The 17,500-nt window shown below is 67.3% G+C and carries 19 protein-coding genes and 1 tRNA gene; 10 read left to right on the top strand and 10 right to left on the bottom strand.

The features are described from left to right. Positions 1–22: 22 nt before the first annotated feature. The gene (locus ACODSL_RS19275) at positions 23–523 is read left to right on the top strand and encodes an NUDIX hydrolase (protein WP_488902356.1); all 501 of its coding nucleotides are present in this window, start codon (positions 23–25) and stop codon (positions 521–523) included. 2 nt (positions 524–525) lie between these two features. Here the strand turns inward: ACODSL_RS19275 and ACODSL_RS19270 are convergent, their stop codons facing one another. Both ACODSL_RS19270 and ACODSL_RS19265 read right to left on the bottom strand, forming a co-directional pair. Continuing rightward, a complete protein-coding gene (locus ACODSL_RS19270) occupies positions 526–699 on the bottom strand; it encodes a type II toxin-antitoxin system antitoxin (RefSeq protein ID WP_488902355.1) in 174 nt (57 codons plus the stop codon). A 3-nt stretch (positions 700–702) separates the two neighbouring features. Further along, positions 703–1,596: an SPFH domain-containing protein gene (locus tag ACODSL_RS19265; RefSeq protein WP_488902354.1), complete on the bottom strand. Its 894-nt coding sequence runs from the start codon at positions 1,594–1,596 to the stop codon at positions 703–705. A gap of 106 nt (positions 1,597–1,702) precedes the next feature. Between ACODSL_RS19265 and ACODSL_RS19260 the strand changes: the two genes are divergently transcribed. Further along, positions 1,703–2,962, top strand: coding sequence for a glycosyltransferase (locus ACODSL_RS19260; RefSeq protein ID WP_488902353.1), 1,260 nt, complete (start codon positions 1,703–1,705; stop codon positions 2,960–2,962). Here ACODSL_RS19260 and ACODSL_RS19255 read toward each other — a convergent pair. From ACODSL_RS19255 to ACODSL_RS19230, 6 genes are all read right to left on the bottom strand, one after another. After that, complete coding sequence (locus tag ACODSL_RS19255; RefSeq protein WP_488902352.1) at positions 2,959–3,981, bottom strand: SAM-dependent methyltransferase; 1,023 nt, start codon at positions 3,979–3,981, stop codon at positions 2,959–2,961. The genes ACODSL_RS19260 and ACODSL_RS19255 overlap by 4 nt on opposite strands. Continuing rightward, positions 3,978–4,775 carry a DUF1295 domain-containing protein gene (locus ACODSL_RS19250; RefSeq protein ID WP_488902351.1) on the bottom strand — a complete coding sequence of 266 codons (798 nt, stop codon included), beginning with the start codon at positions 4,773–4,775 and terminating at the stop codon, positions 3,978–3,980. The genes ACODSL_RS19255 and ACODSL_RS19250 overlap by 4 nt, the downstream gene beginning before the upstream one ends. A gap of 139 nt (positions 4,776–4,914) precedes the next feature. Next, positions 4,915–4,991 (bottom strand) — tRNA-Val (locus tag ACODSL_RS19245). Positions 4,992–5,091: 100 nt separating this feature from the next. Next, positions 5,092–5,367 (bottom strand): HU family DNA-binding protein, encoded by a 276-nt coding sequence (locus tag ACODSL_RS19240; protein WP_488902350.1) that lies wholly within the window; start codon positions 5,365–5,367, stop codon positions 5,092–5,094. 154 nt (positions 5,368–5,521) lie between these two features. Then, on the bottom strand, positions 5,522–7,921 hold the full coding sequence (gene lon / locus ACODSL_RS19235) for an endopeptidase La (protein ID WP_488902349.1): 2,400 nt from the start codon (positions 7,919–7,921) through the stop codon (positions 5,522–5,524). A 177-nt stretch (positions 7,922–8,098) separates the two neighbouring features. After that, positions 8,099–8,281, bottom strand: a complete 183-nt coding sequence (locus ACODSL_RS19230) for a DUF3606 domain-containing protein (RefSeq protein WP_488902348.1) — start codon at positions 8,279–8,281, stop codon at positions 8,099–8,101. A gap of 215 nt (positions 8,282–8,496) precedes the next feature. On the opposite strand from ACODSL_RS19230, the gene ACODSL_RS19225 reads away from it, so the two are divergent. Both ACODSL_RS19225 and ACODSL_RS19220 read left to right on the top strand, forming a co-directional pair. Continuing rightward, positions 8,497–8,919 (top strand): hypothetical protein, encoded by a 423-nt coding sequence (locus ACODSL_RS19225; protein ID WP_488902347.1) that lies wholly within the window; start codon positions 8,497–8,499, stop codon positions 8,917–8,919. A gap of 177 nt (positions 8,920–9,096) precedes the next feature. Continuing rightward, positions 9,097–10,134: a fatty acid desaturase gene (locus ACODSL_RS19220; protein WP_488902346.1), complete on the top strand. Its 1,038-nt coding sequence runs from the start codon at positions 9,097–9,099 to the stop codon at positions 10,132–10,134. Positions 10,135–10,198: 64 nt separating this feature from the next. On the opposite strand, the gene ACODSL_RS19215 is transcribed toward ACODSL_RS19220, so the two are convergent. After that, the gene (locus ACODSL_RS19215; protein WP_488902345.1) at positions 10,199–11,731 is read right to left on the bottom strand and encodes a YMGG-like glycine zipper-containing protein; all 1,533 of its coding nucleotides are present in this window, start codon (positions 11,729–11,731) and stop codon (positions 10,199–10,201) included. A gap of 168 nt (positions 11,732–11,899) precedes the next feature. On the opposite strand from ACODSL_RS19215, the gene ACODSL_RS19210 reads away from it, so the two are divergent. The 6 genes from ACODSL_RS19210 to ACODSL_RS19185 all read left to right on the top strand — a co-directional run bounded on the left by ACODSL_RS19210 (position 11,900) and on the right by ACODSL_RS19185 (position 15,827). Continuing rightward, complete coding sequence (locus tag ACODSL_RS19210) at positions 11,900–12,265, top strand: YciI family protein (RefSeq protein WP_488902344.1); 366 nt, start codon at positions 11,900–11,902, stop codon at positions 12,263–12,265. Continuing rightward, on the top strand, positions 12,262–13,512 hold the full coding sequence (locus tag ACODSL_RS19205) for an RNA polymerase sigma factor (protein WP_488902343.1): 1,251 nt from the start codon (positions 12,262–12,264) through the stop codon (positions 13,510–13,512). The genes ACODSL_RS19210 and ACODSL_RS19205 overlap by 4 nt, the downstream gene beginning before the upstream one ends. 79 nt (positions 13,513–13,591) lie before the next feature. Next, entirely contained in the window at positions 13,592–14,053 is a 462-nt protein-coding gene (locus ACODSL_RS19200) for an SRPBCC family protein (protein WP_488902342.1), read from the top strand. Between the two features lie 23 nt (positions 14,054–14,076). Beyond that, entirely contained in the window at positions 14,077–14,481 is a 405-nt protein-coding gene (locus ACODSL_RS19195; RefSeq protein ID WP_488902341.1) for a VOC family protein, read from the top strand. A 13-nt stretch (positions 14,482–14,494) separates the two neighbouring features. Beyond that, a complete protein-coding gene (locus tag ACODSL_RS19190; RefSeq protein WP_488902340.1) occupies positions 14,495–15,034 on the top strand; it encodes an SRPBCC family protein in 540 nt (179 codons plus the stop codon). Positions 15,035–15,065: 31 nt separating this feature from the next. Next, positions 15,066–15,827 carry a pseudouridine synthase gene (locus ACODSL_RS19185; protein ID WP_488902339.1) on the top strand — a complete coding sequence of 254 codons (762 nt, stop codon included), beginning with the start codon at positions 15,066–15,068 and terminating at the stop codon, positions 15,825–15,827. A 117-nt stretch (positions 15,828–15,944) separates the two neighbouring features. Here ACODSL_RS19185 and ACODSL_RS19180 read toward each other — a convergent pair whose 3' ends face one another. Beyond that, complete coding sequence (locus tag ACODSL_RS19180; RefSeq protein ID WP_488902338.1) at positions 15,945–17,333, bottom strand: amidase family protein; 1,389 nt, start codon at positions 17,331–17,333, stop codon at positions 15,945–15,947. Positions 17,334–17,500 lie beyond the last annotated feature (167 nt).

Raw genomic sequence — 17,500 nt, 5'->3', positions numbered from 1 at the left:
GTGTTGATTCGAAGGAAATCGATTGCTCCAGACCCTCCGGTCCCGTGTGCGACAGGGACGCACCTTCTTCGGGCGCGTTCGTCAGCGGCTGCGTGGACTGGACTGGGTCGGTCACCGCCAGCAGTACGCCGCCCTGCCCTGGCGACAGGGCAAGGACGGCCTCGAGATACTGCTGATCACCTCGCGGGAGACGCGGCGCTGGGTCATCCCGAAGGGCTGGCCGATGATCACCCTGGCCGCCCATGACGCCGCCGCCCAGGAGGCGTGGGAAGAGGCCGGGGTTCGGGGCGCGGTGCTGGACACCCCGATCGGCGCGTTCCGTTATCACAAGCGCATGAAATCCGGCCCGCCGCAGCGTTGCCGGGTCGACGTCTACCCGCTGGCTGTCGAGGACGAGTCCAAAGACTGGCCAGAGCGTCGGCAGCGCCAGCGTCGCTGGGTTCCCGCCCTCGAAGCCGCGCGCATGGTTGAGGAGCCGGGTCTGCGCCTGTTGATCGACCGGTTCGCCGAGACCCGCGGCTAGACTCAGCGCGGCTCAGGATCCTTGCGAACGCCGCCGCGCCGGGCCAGAGCCTCGCGCAACAGCACTTCGAGCTGCGCATTGACGCTGCGCAGCTCGGCCGCCGCGAGGCGCTCGACCGCGTCGAGCACCTCGGGCTTCACCCGCAAAAGAAAGTTACGCTTGCCGGGACTGGCCACGCGTCACCCGTAGAGCGTGCCGGTATTGACCACGGGCTGGGCGTCGCGGTCCCCGCAGAGCACGACCAGCAGGTTGGAGACCATGGTCGCCTTGCGCTCGTCATCCAGATGCACGACGCCGCGCTCACTCAGCTGCTGCAGCGCGCTCTCGACCATGCTGACCGCGCCCATGACGATGGTGCGCCGCGCCGACAGAACGGCTTCCGCCTGCTGGCGCCGCAGCATGGCCCCGGCGATCTCCGGCGCGTAGGCCAGGTGCATCAGGTGGGTCTCGTCGACCGCGATGCCGGCGACCGACACGCGGGCCTGCAGATCTTCCCTGAGCTTGTCGCCGACGATCTCGGCGTCCGCCCGCAGGGTCGGCTCGTCGTCCTCGGCGTGGTCGTAGGCGTAGTGCCGGGCCGTCTCGCGCAGGGCCGTCTCGATCTGGATATTGATGAAGGCGGCATAGTCGTCGACGTCGAACAGCGCTTGGGCGGAGTCCTCGACCCGCCAGACGACGTTGGCGGCGATCTCGATCGGGTTGCCGCGCTTGTCGTTCACCTTGAGCATCTCGCTGGTGACGTTGCGCACCCGCAGGCTGATCTTCTTGCGGCCGAACCACGGAAGGACCCAGCGCAGGCCGGTGGTCCGGTCGGTGCCCTTGTAGCTGCCGAACAGGGTAATGGCCGCGCCCTCGTTGGGCTGCAGCGAATAGAAGCCGGCGAAGCCGAACGCAGCCAGGCCGACGGTGATGATGCCGAGCACGCCCAGCGGCGCGCCGCCGTCCTGTTCAATGTGGCTGAGAAGCCAGACGCCGAGCGCCAGCAGACCCAGCATGGCGAGCAGGATCAGCCCGCCGTTGACGCCGCCGCCGACCCGTTCGCCGGTGCGATTGATGCTTCCATGTTCGGCCATCGGCCCCTCCAGAGTTGGTATCAAAGTGATATCACTTTTCGGAACTCCGTCAACGGCCTTGCCGAAGCCCCGCCTGACCCGCTAGGCCAGAGACAGCGAGGGACCCATGGCGCGATATCTGTTCACCACCTGGGAAGGCGGCGGCCACGTCCAGCCGATGATGCTGGTCGCGCGCGGCCTGCAAGATCGTGGACATCAGGTGCTGCTGATCAGCGACTCGTGCAACGCGTCGGAGGCCGAAGCGTTCGGTCTGCCATTCCGGCCGTGGCGACACGCGCCCTCCCGCGCCGACAAGACGGCCGCCAGCGATCTTTTGCGCGATTGGGAGGCCGATAATCCGGCCGCCGGCATCCAGAACCTCTGCGGCCGGTTGATCGCCGGTCCTGCGGCCCTCTATGCCCGGGATGTGCTCGAGGCCCTCGACTCGGCGGCTTTCGATGCGGTGGTGACGCAGGAGCTTCTGTTCGGCGCGATGATGGCGGCCGAGGCGAGCGGTGTTCCCCTGGCCCTGTTCTGCGCCAATGTCTGGCCCTTCCCCACCCTGCCCGGCCTGCCGCCGTTCGGGGCCGGCATGGCGCCCGCCGCGGGCGATCAGGACGTCATGCTGCACCAGATGGTCACCCAGACCACGCGCATGCTCTTCCAGGCCGGGCTGCCCGACCTCAACGCCGCGCGCGACGGGCTCGGCCTGCCGCCGCTGGCCGACCTGTTCGACCAGATCGGTGTGGCCCGGCGTATCCTGCTGGGGACAAGTCGGGCGTTCGACTTCGCGCCCGAGCCGTTGGCCGAGCCGTTCCGCTATGTCGGTCCCTATGTCGGCGATCCCGTCCATGCCGGAACGTGGGAGTCACCCTGGTCTGACTACGATGCGCGTCCGCTGGTCGTGGTCACCTCATCCGGCCTTTACGAAGCCCAGGAAGGCCTGCTGGGCCGGATCATCGAGGCCCTTGGGACGCTGAGTGTGCGCGCCCTAGTGACCGTCGGCCCCGCGTTGGATCCCGCGGATTTTCCAGCGCCGGATAACGTCCATGTGGTTACTCACGCGCCGCATGGAGCATTGTTCGACAAGGCGGCGCTGTTCATCACCCACGGCGGCCACGGTTCGGTGATCCGGCCCCTGATGGCAGGACTGCCGCTGCTGGTGACGCCGGGTCTGCGCGACCAGCGTGACAACGCCCAGCGGGTGACAGCCAGAGGGGCCGGCCTGATGCTCGAACGCGATGCGAAGCCGGAGAAGATCGCCGAAGCCGTGACGCGACTGCTGGCCGAACCGGCCTTCCGCGACGCAGCCACCCAGCTGGGGGCGGCGATCAGCGCCGACATGGCCAGCCGCTCCGCCGAAGCCGAAGTGGAAGCGATGCTCTAGGCGGGTTTGAGCCGATAGTGGCTGACACCCCATTCTTCTCCGCCGCGATGGCCGAACAGGCCGGCCGTCGCGAGGAAGAACAGACGCCAGCGCCGCCGCCACAGGTCGGCGTCCTCGCCATAGACGTCGCGCATGATGCGGCGGATCTCGAGATCGTGGCGATCCATGTTGGCCAGCCAGTCCAGAGCAGTCTTCTCGTAGTGGCGACCGTTCCAGCGCCAGTCCGCCTCGACGGTGAAGATGTCGCCGAAATCACGGATCAGGTCATGACTGGGCATGAAGCCGCCGGTGAAGAAGTATTTCCCGATCCAGTCCGACGGATCCTCATGCGTGAAGCGATAGGGCGCGGTCTGGCTGGAGAAGACATGCAGGAACAGCCGCCCCTCCGGCTCCAGCCAGGTCCGGGCCCGACCCAGGAGCTGGTCCCAGTTGGCCATGTGCTCGAACATCTCCACCGAGACGATACGGTCGAACTTCCCGGCCGGCTCAAACAGGTTGGCGTCACAGGTGATGACCGTGAGGTTGGTCAGGCCACGCTCCCGGGCCTGGGCCTCGATGTGGCGGCGTTGACCGTGGGAATTGGATACGGCCGTGATCGTGGCCTGCGGATAGCGCTCCGCCATCCACAGACTTAGCGAGCCCCAGCCGCAGCCCAGTTCGAGAATCCGGTGGCCGTCCGCGATATCGGCGTGCGCGCAGGTTTCCGCCAGACCGATCTCTTCTGCTTCGGCGAGGGTGGAGCCCGTGCGGTACAGGCAGCTCGAATATTTCAGGCGCGGCCCCAGAACGAGGCGGAAGAACGCCGGCGGCAGTTCGTAGTGCTGGTCGTTGGCGGCCTCGACGTGTTCTGCGATCGGCCGGGCCCGCATGTCGCGCGCAAAGTCGGCGGCCGCGCCCTCCGGGAGCGCCAGCAGCTCGCGTCGCTGCCCCTCGACCAGCCAGGAGATAGCCGCGCGACGCAGGGCGTCAGGCGCAGGCAGCCCTTCAGCGGCGTGAATGGCGGCGGACAGCAGGCTCATGGACGATCCCTTTTCGGTGGCAACGGGACGAAGGCGGAAACGCGCCGCCGGTAGTCGCGCCAGGCATCGCCGCGGGAGCGCAGCATGGCGGCTTCCAGAGGCGGCAGACCCGACACCTTCAGAAGCAACAGCAGAATGAACGCGGGGCCGATCAGCGCGCTCCAGCCCCAGGGGTGACCCGGCGCGATAGCGATCAGCGGCCAGGCCAGCCAGACGAGCCATTCGAAGAAGTAGTTGGGATGCCGAGACCAGCTCCACAGGCCGTCCTCGCAGATGCCGCCCCGGTTGGCCGGGTCGCGTTTCCAGCGGGCCAGCTGTGCGTCGGCGAGGGTCTCCCCGAGGATGCCCAGCAACATCAGCCCGGCCCCGGCGGCGTCCTGCCAGCCAAGACCCGGAGAGGGGTTCCGCGCGGCGGCCAGCACGGCCAGCGCCAGAAGCGCGCCGGCGACCGCCTGGGTCTGCAGGAAGCTGAACATCCGCGCCTGGAAGCGTGGACCCCAGTCCTTGCGGAACCGGACGTAACGGGCGTCCTCGTGCGGGGATCCGCCCACCCGGCGAGCGAGATGGATGCCGAGGCGCAGCGACCAGAGCGCGATCAGGCCCGCGCAAAGCATCTGTCGGGACGAGACGACGCCATCCAGCGGCCATAGCGCGTAGGCGACGCCCGCGGCCCCGGTGACGAAGGTCCAGCCCACGTCGGTCCAGCCGCCGTTGTTGACGGCCCGCTGGAAGGCCCAGACGAGCATCATGGCCACCGACAGGCCGAGCGAAACGAGAAGGATCAGCGCGATCATGGGAGAAATACGCGCGGGCGCCGCGATTGGATCGCCGTGACGCGGAGACAGTCCCCTTTCGCCAGGGCTTCGGGCGACACGCCTTCGCCCAGGATGCGGTTCCCGGTGGTTTGCCGCCCGAAGCCCGCAGGGCGAAGGGTGGTGGGCGGCGAGGGGTTCGAACCCCCGACCCTCTCGGTGTAAACGAGATGCTCTGACCAGCTGAGCTAGCCGCCCTCAGGGGCCTTCTAAACGCACTCGGCGATCCGGAAAAGCAAAGAGGCGGCCGCCATGTCGGCGACCGCCTCTCGCGATCTTCAGGACCTTGAAGCGGCGGTTAGCCGTTCAGGGTGGTCTTCAGGCCTTCGCCGACCTGGAAACGGGCGGTCTTGGAGGCCGGACGCGAGACGGTCTCGCCGGTGCGCGGGTTACGCGCGGTGCCGGCGGCCCGGTTCACGGCCTTGAAGGTGCCGAAGCCCACCAGGCGAACGTCGTCGCCCTTCTTGAGCGATGCGGTCACCGAGTCGACGAACGCCTGCAGCGCCGCGGCGGCCTGCGTTTTATTGAGACCCGCGCCATCGGCGATAGCGGCGACCAGTTCGGCCTTGGTCATTGATTTCTCCCAGCCATGTGTTGTGCGGCGCGGCGTTCCCCCCAAGGGTGAGCCGTTCGCCTGCAAGGGATTATGGCGGATGGCGCCCCTGCGTCAAACGAAAGGCCGCCCGGGATTCACCCGGGCGGCCCACATTATCGTTGATAACTCAGTTTCAGTGGGTGATCACGGCGTCGTCGGCGGCCTCATCGACCTTCGCAGGTGCAGCAATCGATTCGTCCGCATCCGTCCATTCTATCGGCGTGAGCGGGCCAATCAGGGCCAGCGCAAGCACCTGATCGATCGTAGAGACCGGGATGATTTCCAGATCCCGCTTCACGTTTTCGGGGACGTCGGCCAGGTCCTTCTCGTTCTCCTGGGGGATCAGCACCGTCTTCACGCCCGACCGCAGCGCGGCCAGCAGCTTTTCCTTCAGCCCGCCGATGGCCGTCACGCGGCCGCGCAGGGTGATCTCGCCGGTCATGGCGATCTCCTTGCGGATCGGAATGCCGGTCAGGACCGAGACCATGGCCGTGGCCATGGCCGCACCGGCAGACGGACCGTCCTTGGGTGTGGCGCCGTCCGGAACGTGGACGTGGATATCGGTCTTCTCGAACACCGAAGGCTTGATGCCGAACGCCGGGGCCCGTGAGCGAACATAGCTGTTCGCCGCCGAGATCGACTCCTTCATCACGTCCTTGAGGTTGCCGGTGATCGACATCCGTCCCTTGCCGGCCATGCGGATGGCTTCGATGGTCAGGATGTCGCCGCCGAACTCGGTCCAGGCCAGTCCGGTGACGATGCCGACCTGGTCCTCCTCGTCCGTCTCGCCGTAGCGGTACTTCTTGACCCCGGCGTACTTCGCCAGGCGCTCGTCATCGATGGTGATCGACTCGACGCCCTCGCGCGCGAGATCGCGGACGACCTTGCGGGCCAGGTTGCCCAGTTCCCGCTCCAGCGACCGCACGCCGGCTTCCCGGGTGTAGTAACGGATAAGGTCCTTGATCGCGTCCTCGGGCACCACGAATTCGGCCGGCGTCAGACCGTGGTCCTTCGTCAGCTTCGGCAGGACGTGACGCAGGGCGATCTGGACCTTCTCATCCTCAGTGTAGCCGGGGATACGGATGATCTCCATCCGGTCCATCAGCGGCTGAGGCATGTTCAGGCTGTTGGCCGTGGTGACGAACATCGTCTGGCTCAGGTCGTAATCCACCTCCAGATAATGGTCGGCAAAGGTCGAGTTCTGCGCCGGGTCGAGCACTTCCAGCAGGGCCGAGGACGGGTCGCCGCGATAGTCGCTGCCCATCTTGTCGATCTCGTCGAGCAGGAAGAACGGATCGACCGCCTTGGCCTTCTTCATCGACTGAATGACCTTGCCGGGCATCGAGCCGATGTAGGTGCGGCGGTGACCGCGGATCTCGGCCTCATCGCGCACGCCGCCGAGCGACAGGCGCACGAATTCACGCCCGGTCGCCTTGGCGATCGACTTTCCGAGCGAGGTCTTGCCGACGCCCGGAGGGCCGACGAGACAGAGGATCGGGCCCTTGAGCGAGTTGGTCCGGGCCTGAACGGCCAGATACTCGAGGATGCGCTCCTTCACCTTCTCCAGACCGTAGTGATCCTCTTCCAGGATCGCTTCGGCGCGGGCGAGGTCGATCTTTTTCGGCTTGGCCTTGCCCCACGGGATGGACAGCAGCCAGTCGAGGTAGTTGCGCACCACCGTGCTCTCGGCCGACATCGGGCTCATGTTGCGCAGCTTCTTCAGCTCCGCCTCGGCCTTGACGCGGGCTTCCTTGCTCAGACGCGTCTTCTTGATGCGCTTTTCGAGCTCGATGAGTTCGTCGCGACCGTCGTCCTGGTCGCCCAGCTCGCGCTGGATCGCCTTCATCTGCTCGTTGAGATAATATTCGCGCTGGGTCTTCTCCATCTGGCGCTTCACGCGCGAGCGGATCTTCTTCTCGACCTGCAGGACGGAAATCTCGCCCTCCATAAGGGCGAAAACCTTCTCCAGGCGCTTCACGACATTGAAGATTTCCAGCAGCTGCTGCTTGTCGCCGATCTTGACGGACAGGTGCGCGGAGATGCTGTCGGCCAGCTTGCCGGGCTCGGTGATCTGCGGGATCGACGCGAGGGCTTCAGGCGGAATCTTCTTGTTTAGCTTGACGTAGTTCTCGAACTGCTCGGCCACGGCGCGCGACAGGGCTTCCGCCTCGTGCTCCTCGCCGCCGTCCTCTTCGATGAGAGCGGTTTCGGCCTCGTAGTAGTCCTCGCGATCGGTGAAGCGGATCACCGCGGCGCGATGCTTGCCCTCGACCAGGACCTTGACGGTGCCGTCCGGCAGCTTGAGCAGCTGGAGCACGGTGGCCACCACGCCGACATCGTAGATGTCATCCGTGACGGGATCGTCGTCAGCCGAGTTCTTCTGGGTGGCCAGCAGGATCTGCTTGTCGCCGCGCATCACCTCTTCGAGGGCGCGCACCGACTTGTCGCGCCCGACGAACAGGGGAACGACCATGTGGGGAAACACCACGATGTCCCGAAGCGGCAACACCGGAAGCGTACGGATGTCGGTCATACCATTCTCCTCAGCGCGGCCCTGCAACAGTGGCGCCGCGCAGGACGCCCTACACTGGGCGGCCTTTGTGAATGATATGTGGCCGCTTCGCCGCGCCGTTCAAGCGCAAGGGCCGTCGCGCGTCCGAGGGACGCAGGGAAATAGCGGGTTTTCCCCAGCAAACGCCCTCTGATCGCCCTATCGCTTCTTTCCCAGATGGGCGGCGATGTCCTTGGTCATGCGGCCGGCGGCGCGGTGGGCGGCGGTGATCTGCTCCCGGGTCACGCCCCAGCGCTTCATCCAGTATTCGACGGCCTGACGCTCGGAGAGGTCCAGCCGGTCCTTGTCGATGAAACCGCGTTTGTCTTTCAGGCCGGCCATGGGCGCCTCCGGGGGGTATGCGGGCTCTGGATACCGGCAAATCGCCGGGAGCGACAGGGTTGCATCCTTCGAGACGTGATCCTGATGGATCGCTCCTCGGGATGACGGGCAGTGTATGATCGTACCTCTGTTCGTCATGGTGAAGAGCGAGCCTCAAGCGAGCGTCTCCAACCACGCACATTGGCGACGCCCGCCTCGACCGCTACCCTGCCCGCATGACCCAGCCCTTGCGCCGCCTGATCGACCTGCCTGGCATCGCCGACCTCGAGACCCGCGCCCTGATGAAGCCGTCGCTGGCCGAACCAGATGCCCGCGCCGGAATCCCCGAGATCGACGAGACCTGTCGCGCGAATTTCGGCCTGACCGTCGACGAAGCCGAAGCGACCGATCTGCCCGCGGACTGGGACGGCATCGATCGGAAGCCGCCGGCGCAGCAGGTATTCGCCTTCGAGGACGCGGGCTGGGACGTGACGGACAAGCGCCGGCCGCTACGGATGCTGGGCCACTACGCCCTGCCCCTGTGGCTGGCGATCCGGGGCGTCGCGGGAAGTCTGCCGTTCGAGGCTCCGCCCGCCGAGGCGAGTGACGACTGGGCCGCCGGCATGGCGGCCGACGCCAAGGCCTTCCGCAAACGCTAAGGCGCCCGGAATAAGCCGCACTCGCGGCGTATCCGGAAGGCCACACAGCCCTCGGTCCGCAGGCGCGCGTCACAACGGCGCCTCGCGCGACTCGATACGCGGGCTTAAACATCTCCGTCGCATTGTCGGGCTAGATCGTTCGCACAAGAAACGGTCGGCGCGAGTCGGGAAGAAACAGTGACCTCTACGCCCTCCGAACCGCGCCGCTGGCGCAAGATCCTCGCGGCTTATCAGCAGCCCAGCCACGGTCGCTCGATCCTCGAGATCGTGCTGAGCGCCGCGCCGCTGGCGGCCATCTGGACCGTCGCCTGGGTGGCGGCGATCTTCGGCCTCTGGTGGCTGGCCCTGCTGCTGTCGATCCCGGCGGCGGCCTTCCTCGTGCGACTGTTCATGGTCCAGCACGACTGCAGCCATCAATCCTTCTTCCGCAGCCCGGCCGCCAACGACTGGACCGGACGGCTGATCGGCGTGCTGACCATGACGCCGTATCACTGCTGGCGCCGGTCGCACGCGATCCACCACGCCACGTCCGGGGACCTCGACCGCCGCGGACTGGGCGACATCGCGACCCTGACCGTCGCCGAGTACCGCGCCCTGCCCTTTCTCAAGCGTGTCGGCTACCGCCTGTACCGCAATCCGATCGTGCTGTTCGTCATTGGCCCGGCCTGGGTGTTCGTGATCGAGCAGCGCATGCCGATGGGACTGATGAAGGAAGGCTGGAAGCCCTGGCTCAGCGCCATGGGCACCAACGTGACGATCGCGGTGATCGTCACGGCGGTCGTCTTGCTGGGCGGCTGGAAGGGACTCCTGCTGATCCATCTGCCGACCATCCTGCTGGCGGCCTCGATCGGAGTCTGGCTGTTCTACGTTCAGCACCAGTTCGAGGGGGCCTACTGGGCCCGCAAGGGTGAGTGGGAACAGACGGAAGCGGCGCTGCACGGCAGCTCGCACTACGACCTTCCCGCCCCGCTGCGCTGGATGACCGCCAACATCGGCGTCCACCACGTGCATCACGTGAACAGCCGCATTCCCTACTACCGCCTGACCAAGGTGCTGAAGGACCACCCGGAGCTTCGGGACGTCAGCCGGCTGGGTCTGCTGGAGAGCTTCAAGACGGTGTCCCTGTCGCTGTGGGATGAGGGCAGCCGCCGGCTGATCTCTTTCCGCCAGCTGCAACAGCTTCGCCGCGCGGAGCGGGCCGCGGTCCAGGCCTGACACGGCAACGCCCGCCGGACAGGGTCCGACGGGCGCGCCTTTGGTCGTTCAATTCAGCCGGAAGCTAGTAGCCGCGCGGGCCGCCGTCGCGGCGCATCCAGTGCAGGCCGTTCGCCAGCGTATCGAGGCGCGCCTGGATCCGCATCGTGTCGGCGCGGTTCAGCTGCCCGTTCCGGTGCGGAAGGCGCAGTTCCTGACGACGGATCAGATCGAGCGTCCGCAGGGCCTGATTGCCTTCGGTGGTGCTCAGCGTGCCCTGGCGGATACCGGCGCGGATCTTGAGATCGAGCCAGCGTTCGCGGCCCCGCAGATCGGCCGGCGCTCCAGCCCACGGATTGGTGGACATATCCGGGCCGCGCGATGAAGAGGTGGCGATCCAGCGCCCGGACACGTCGTAGTAGCCGTAGGCTTCGCCCGCATGCCAGCGGCCGTTGGAGTCGTAGTAACCAGGCTGCGCATCGGGGACCCAGACGCCATCGGCATTCGGACGCCCCTGGGCCTGGCCGGCGATCCAGCGGCCATCACGGTCATAGCGACCCGTGGCCGGACCTGCGACCCACTGGCCACGCATGTTGTAGTAGCCGCTGGCCGCGCCCGCGACCCATTGCCCGCGGCCATCGTAATATCCGGTCGAGGACGCCGGAACCCAGCGGTTGTTGCCGTCATAGTAGCCGTTCGCGGTGTTGCCTGGCTGACCCGCGACCCAGCGGCCGGAGGCGTCGTAGTAGCCGTTCGGCGCGCCCTGAACCCAGGCGCCGCTGCGATCATAGTAGCCGGCCGCGTTCGTGACCGCCGCGTCGCTGGCGTGCCAGACGCCGTTGCTGTCGTATCGGCCATAGGCCTGACGGTCGCTGACGGGGGTCGCGCGGGTCGCGGTCCAGCGCCCCATGGTGTCGTAGTAGCCGTAGGTCTCGCCGGCGTGCCAACGGCCGTTCGAGTCGTAGTAGCCCGGCTGGGCGTCGGCGACCCAGACGCCATCGGCGTTCATGCGGCCCGAAGCCTGGCCGGCCATCCAGCGACCGTCACGATCGTAGCGACCGGTGGCCGGACCGGCGATCCATTGTCCGCGCGTGTTGTAGTAGCCGCTCGCCGCGCTCGCGACCCATTGGCCACGGCTGTCGTAATAGCCGTTCGATGACGCCGGCACCCAGCGGTTGTTGCTGTCGTAGTAGCCATTCGACGACGCCGTAGACGTCGCGGCGACCCAGCGGCCGTTCGCGTCGTAGTAGCCGTTCGGGGCGCCCTGGACCCAGTCGCCGTTGCGATCGTAGTAGCCGGCGGCCTGCGCCTGGCTGACGTCGCTGGCGTGCCAGAGGCCCTTGCTGTCGTAGTAGCCGTAGGCGTGGGCGCAGTCGCCGTTCGACTTGGCGACCTGGGCGCCGATGATGGCTCCGGCGATGCCGCCGACCACCGCGCCGGCGGCGCGGTCATCCTTGCCGGCCACGGCTCCGCCCACGACGGCCCCGATGCCGGCGCCGGCGATCGTGCCGGCCACGCGGTTGCTGCGCTGTTGCTCGCAGGTCTGTTGCTGGGCCATCGCAAACGACGGCATCAGCGCGACCGCGGCGATGCCGGCGGCCAGAATATGTTTTCGCATTGGGGGCAGGCTCCTGGACGGGCGCTTCGCCCTGTCCTCTGATCCAAGAACACTTCGCCACCGCCGAGGTTCCATTTCCGATCCAGGGCGGCCGGCCCTGAAAATTCCCAACAGGTCTGTCGGAGCGCGGCATACTGGTTCGTCCTTGGATGGAACGGAGACCCGCTGATGCTCTATGCCCTGCTCTGCTACAACGACGAGGCCGAGGTCTTTGCCTGGGACAAGGCGCAGGACGCGGCGGTGATGGCGCGGCTAGAGGCGGTCCAGCAGAAGCTGGATGTGACCGGCAAGCTGGGCCCCTCGCTACGCCTGCTGCCGACCACCGCGGCCACGACGCTGCGCAAGGACCAGGACCTCGTCATCGACGGTCCCTATGCCGAGACCAAGGAACAGCTGCTCGGCTTCTATCTGCTGGACATCGATGGTTTGGAGGAGGGTCTGGAAATCGCCCGCGAGCTGGCGGCGGCCAATCCGGGCGGTGCCTACGAAATCCGTCCAATCGGATATTTCCGGCCGGGCAAGGCGCTCGGGTGACGGACCCCGCCTGGATCGACGCCGCCCTGACCAGCGCGCGGCCCCAGGCGGTCGGAGCGCTGCTGCGCTATTTCCGCGACCTGGACATGGCCGAGGAGGCCTTCCAGGACGCCTGCCTGCGGGCGCTGAAGACCTGGCCCGTCAACGGCCCGCCGCGCGATCCGGCCGCCTGGCTGATCATGGTCGGCCGCAACGCCGGCATCGACGGCGCACGCCGACGGGCGAAGCAGACGAGCCTCCCCGACGAGGCTGAATTGTCCGACAGGGAAGACGCGGAGACACCGCTCGCCGAACGACTCGACGGGGCGGACTATCGCGACGATGTGCTGCGATTGATGTTCATCTGCTGCCATCCCGACCTGCCCGCGACGCAGCAGATCGCGCTGGCGCTGCGGGTCGTCTCGGGCCTTTCCGTGAAACAGATCGCCAGGGCGTTTCTGGTCGGCGAGAGCGCCATGGAGCAGCGGATTACCCGGGCCAAGGGCAGGATCGCAGGCGCGGGCGTGCCGTTCGAGACCCCGGGGCCCGCCGAACGCGCTGAACGCGTCGCGGCGGTGGCGGCGATGATCTATCTCGTGTTCAACGAAGGCTATTCCGCCGGCGGCCGGCAGGACGACCGCGCGCGGCTGGCGGACGAGGCCATTCGTCTGGCCAGACTGCTGCTTCGGCTCTACCGGACCGACCCGGAGATCATGGGCCTGACCGCCCTGCTGTTGTTGCAGCACGCCCGTGCCGGGGCCCGTTTCGACGCCGACGGAGAAATTGTCCTGCTGGACGACCAGAACCGGTCGCTGTGGGACCAGCGATTGATCCGCGAAGGCCTGGCGCTGGTCGACAAGGCGATGCGCCACCGTCGTCCCGGGCCCTACCAGATACAGGCCGCGATCGCCGCCCTGCATGCCCGCGCAACGACGGCAGGAGACACGGACTGGGCCGAGATCGCCGCCCTCTATGGCGCCCTGGAAAGGCTCGTCCCCTCTCCGGTTGTGACGCTCAATCGGGCGGTGGCCGTCAGCAAGACCGAGGGGCCACAAGCGGCCCTGGACCTGATCGCGCCGCTGGAGTCCCGGCTGGCGGGCTATTTTCATTTCTTCGGCGTGCGCGGCGCCTTGCTGCAGCAACTGGGCGATGACGCCGGTGCGCGCGTCGCGTTCAACCAGGCCATAGCTCTGGCCAACACACCGGCTGAGGCGGCCCATATCCGCCGCCACCTCGACCGGCTCCTCCAAAGCGCCGAGACTGACTGAAAATCTTCGCCCCGGGCTGTCGGATACGGCCTTGCCCGTTCGTCCTCCGGACAACACCCAGCCAAGACAGGACCCGCCCATGGCGCCCGAGCATGAACTGGTCATTGAACGCATATTCGACGCGCCCGTTGCCAAGGTCTTCAGGGCCTGGACCACCCCGGACATCCTCATGCAGTGGTGGTGCCCCAAACCCTGGCGAGTGACAGCCTGTGAGATGGACCTGCGCTCGGGCGGGCGGTTCGACACCGTCATGCAGGGCCCCGAGGGCGAGGTGGTGGACAGCAAGGGGTCTATTCTCGAGGTCGAGCCCAATCGCCGCCTGGTGTTCACCGACGCCTTCGCGGCCGACTGGGTCCCGGTCGGCAAGCCGTTCATGGTTGGCTACATCGAATTCGAGGATCTCGGCGACGGTCGCACCCGCTACATCGGCAAGGCCCGCCACTGGAGCGCCGAGGACAAGGCGACCCACGAACAGATGGGCTTCACCGACGGCTGGGGGGCCGCTGCCGACCAGCTGGCCGCCCTGCTGCCGACCCTCTGACCAGCGCACCCGGGAGACACCCCATGACCGAACAGACCCCGCCTATGAAGGGCGTTATCCCCTATCTGAACGTGATCGGCGCGGCCGAGGCGGCCGAGCTCTACAAAGTCGCCTTCGGCGCGGTCGAACACCGCCGGCTGCCGACTGACGACGGCACACGCCTGATGCACTGCCATCTGGAGATCAACGGAGGCTCGCTCATGCTCAGCGACTGCTTCCCGGAGAGCGGCTACGAATTCCAGCCCTCGCACAGCTTCACCATGCAGCTGGTGGTCGACGACATAGACGCCTGGTTCCAGCGGGCGGTCGACGCAGGCCTGGAGGTCCTGAACCCGGTGGCGCTGATGTTCTGGGGAGACCGCTGGGGTTCCCTCAAGGACAGATTTGGCGTCCACTGGGCGATGAACCAGCCGGCCGAGCAGGCCTGATCGGAGAGACCCCATGAGCCTGCCCATCATTATCCTTCTGGTCGTCGGCGTTCTCGTCGTCGCCCTGCTGGCGTTCGTGGCCAGCCGGCCCAACAGTTTTCGGCTCGAGCGCAGCACGGTCATCAATGCCCCGGCGGCCACGATTGACCCCCTGATCAGCGACTTTCACCGATGGACCGTCTGGTCGCCGTTCGAGAAGATGGACGCCGAAGGCTCCCTCAAGCGCAGCTACGGCGGCGCGGCCAGCGGTCTTGGCGCGACCTACGCCTGGGACGGCCCGAAAACCGGAACCGGCGGCATGGAAATCACCGCAGCCGAGCCCGGCCAACGCGTGCTGATCAAGCTCGACTTCATGAAGCCGTTCGAAGCCCACAATACCGCCGAGTTCACCCTGGCCCCCGAGGCCGGCGGCACGCGGGTCACCTGGGCGATGTACGGTCCGCAGCCCTTCATGGCGAAGCTGATGAGCCTGGTCTTCAATTCCGAGAAGATGATGGGCCCGGTGTTCGAGGAAGGCCTTCGCGACATGAAGACGGCGGCGGAAGCGGGTTGACCCGCCCGGGCGCTGGCCTAGACACAGCGCCATGGCCTGGACCCGCACCTACGACGAAGCCGAACCGCAGCGCGTGAATCGCTGGCTGGCCCAGAGCGGCGTCTGTTCTCGCCGCGAGGCCGAGGCGCTGATCGGACGCGGGCTGGTAACCATCGACGGCGAGATCGTGGAGGACGCGGGCCGCAAGATTCTGCCCGGCCAGACCCTGACCCTCGCCGACAAGGCGACGGGCGAGTTGTCGTCAAGCCTGACCCTGATGTTCCACAAGCCGGTCGGCATCGTCTCGTCCCAGCCTGAAGGCGAGCAGATTCCGGCCGTGCGGCTGATCAACCGCAGCACCCTGTGGGGTCCGGGCACGGCCATCCCCGGCCGGGACAGCCGACTGGCCCCGATCGGCCGGCTCGACATGGACAGCCGCGGCCTGCTGATCCTCTCCGAGGACGGCGTGGTGGCCAAGGCCGTCATCGGCCCCGACTCCGATCTGGAGAAGGAATATCGTGTCCAGGTGATCGGCGAGATCACCACCGACAAGCTGGAACTGCTGCGCTACGGCCTCGAACTCGACGGCCGCCAGCTGAAACAGGCCCAGGTCAATCTGTCCGGCAAGCAGACGCTGAGCTTCGTGCTCAAGGAAGGCCGCAACCGCCAGATCCGCCGCATGTGCGACCTCGTCGAACTGCGCGTCGTCGACCTGCTGCGCACCCGCATCGGACCGATCACCCTGGGCGCCCTGCCCGAAGGCCGCTGGCGACCACTGGCGCCGGAGGAGCGGGCGGCGTTGATCGCCGGCTGATGCTCCCCCATCGGGGGAGCTGTCAGGCCGCAGGCCTGACTGAGGGGGTCACCCGCGATCTGAGCGGACCCCCTCCGTCTCGCCTGACGGCGATCCACCTCCCCCGATGGAGGAGGATCAGTAGCCCGGCGGCTTCACGAACCCGCCAAACTCCCTTTCCAGCAGCTCGGCGAAGGCGATGGTCGTTCGGTCCTCGAGATAGGGTCCGATGATCTGCACGCCTATCGGGAGCCCCGCATTGCTCAGGCCCATTGGCGCGGCCGTGGCGGGCAGGTGCGCGAGGGTGGCCACCCCTGACCAGGCGAGCTGACTGTAGTAGGCGGTCTGTTCGCCGTTGATCAGCAGTTTCCGCGCGCCGAGGTCCGGACTGTCGTCATGCGGAAAGGCCAGCGTGCCCAGCGTCGGCGCCAGCACCACGTCGAAGCCTTCGAACAGCCGCGTCCATTGGCGCCGAATGGCCAGCTGGGCGTCGAGCAGGCCCATCCAGTCATGGGCGCTGGGCGGCCGAGCGCCGGGCTGACCGCGGGTCATGGCGACATTGAGGATCGCGCCATAGACGCCTTGCGCCTCGACGAGGTCGGGCAGCAGGTCGGTCTGGCGGTCGACCCGGGCCCCGAGGTCCTCCAGTCTGTCGCCGAGACCGTTCAGCGCCGCGACGATCTCCAAGTCCGTCGCCGCCAACGGGTGCTGATCAAGGATGAGCACGCGGAAGTCGGCCAGTCGTTCATGGCGCGGCGGCCGAAACCGCAGGCTGTAGCCAGCCGCCTCCATGTCGTCTGGTCCGGCCAGAACGCTGAGGGCCAGATCGAGGTCCGCCGCCGTCCTGGCCATCGGCCCGATCACCGCGACCGGCACGTCGACACCCTCCAGCCCGGGAGGGGTATGTCCTCGCAGGGGCACCGCGCCGTAGCTGGGCTTGTGCCCGTAGACGCCGCAAAAGCCCGCCGGAATGCGGATCGAACCGCCGATGTCGGAGCCGAACTCCAGCGGAACCATACCGGCCGCCAGGGCCGCGGCGCTGCCGCCCGACGAGCCGCCGGGGCCGCGCGTCAGGTCCCAGGGGTTGTTGGTGCGGCCATAGACCGGGTTGTCGCTCTGGAAGTCGGCCAACATCTGAGGCACGTTGGTCTTGCCGAGAATAATCGCGCCGGCCGCTCTGAGCCGCGCGATCCCTACGCCATCGACCGGCGCCTTCCAGTCCTTCCAGTGTTCCATGCCCCAGGTTGTCGGCAGACCGGCGACCCAGTTCGCTTCCTTGACGGTCATCGGCACGCCCAGCAGCGGCCTCCGCTCACCTCGGGCTACGGCAGCATCGGCCTCCTTCGCCGCCTTGCGAGCCCGGTCGAAATCGCGCACGACCACGGCGTTGACCGGCCCGTCTCGCGCCTCGATGCGGGCGATAGCCGCGTCTGTCGCCTCCAGCGCGCTGATCCGGCCCGCCGCAATCGCCCGCACGGTTTCACCGGCCGTTGCATCGGCGAGATCTGAGGTGAGCGTGTCGGTCATGACTGTCTCCTTTGTCGCTGAACCAGCGTCGCAAGGCGGACGCGGCTGTGTCCAGCCTGTCGTGACAGCGTGCTGACGGAACGCTGACAACAGCGGCGCCTTGGACCCCTGCCCCCAAGACGTCACGAGAACACCATGCCCCTCAGGGCGCATTGCCATCGCGGCGC

This window comes from Caulobacter sp. FG121 (assembly GCF_057809815.1).
This window is presented reverse-complemented; position numbering and strand designations above follow the sequence as displayed.

Excerpts from the sequence above, each read along its gene's own strand:
- ACODSL_RS19190 (WP_488902340.1), top strand. The coding sequence starts at position 14,495 with ATGAGCCTGCCCATCATTATCCTTCTGGTCGTCGGCGTTCTCGTCGTC.
- ACODSL_RS19180 (WP_488902338.1), bottom strand. The coding sequence starts at position 17,333 with ATGACCGACACGCTCACCTCAGATCTCGCCGATGCAACGGCCGGTGAA.
- ACODSL_RS19210 (WP_488902344.1), top strand. The coding sequence starts at position 11,900 with ATGCTCTATGCCCTGCTCTGCTACAACGACGAGGCCGAGGTCTTTGCC.
- ACODSL_RS19185 (WP_488902339.1), top strand. The coding sequence starts at position 15,066 with ATGGCCTGGACCCGCACCTACGACGAAGCCGAACCGCAGCGCGTGAAT.
- ACODSL_RS19225 (WP_488902347.1), top strand. The coding sequence starts at position 8,497 with ATGACCCAGCCCTTGCGCCGCCTGATCGACCTGCCTGGCATCGCCGAC.
- lon (WP_488902349.1), bottom strand. The coding sequence starts at position 7,921 with ATGACCGACATCCGTACGCTTCCGGTGTTGCCGCTTCGGGACATCGTG.
- ACODSL_RS19195 (WP_488902341.1), top strand. The coding sequence starts at position 14,077 with ATGACCGAACAGACCCCGCCTATGAAGGGCGTTATCCCCTATCTGAAC.
- ACODSL_RS19250 (WP_488902351.1), bottom strand. The coding sequence starts at position 4,775 with ATGATCGCGCTGATCCTTCTCGTTTCGCTCGGCCTGTCGGTGGCCATG.
- ACODSL_RS19230 (WP_488902348.1), bottom strand. The coding sequence starts at position 8,281 with ATGGCCGGCCTGAAAGACAAACGCGGTTTCATCGACAAGGACCGGCTG.
- ACODSL_RS19200 (WP_488902342.1), top strand. The coding sequence starts at position 13,592 with ATGGCGCCCGAGCATGAACTGGTCATTGAACGCATATTCGACGCGCCC.
- ACODSL_RS19215 (WP_488902345.1), bottom strand. The coding sequence starts at position 11,731 with ATGCGAAAACATATTCTGGCCGCCGGCATCGCCGCGGTCGCGCTGATG.
- ACODSL_RS19255 (WP_488902352.1), bottom strand. The coding sequence starts at position 3,981 with ATGAGCCTGCTGTCCGCCGCCATTCACGCCGCTGAAGGGCTGCCTGCG.
- ACODSL_RS19240 (WP_488902350.1), bottom strand. The coding sequence starts at position 5,367 with ATGACCAAGGCCGAACTGGTCGCCGCTATCGCCGATGGCGCGGGTCTC.
- ACODSL_RS19260 (WP_488902353.1), top strand. The coding sequence starts at position 1,703 with ATGGCGCGATATCTGTTCACCACCTGGGAAGGCGGCGGCCACGTCCAG.
- ACODSL_RS19265 (WP_488902354.1), bottom strand. The coding sequence starts at position 1,596 with ATGGCCGAACATGGAAGCATCAATCGCACCGGCGAACGGGTCGGCGGC.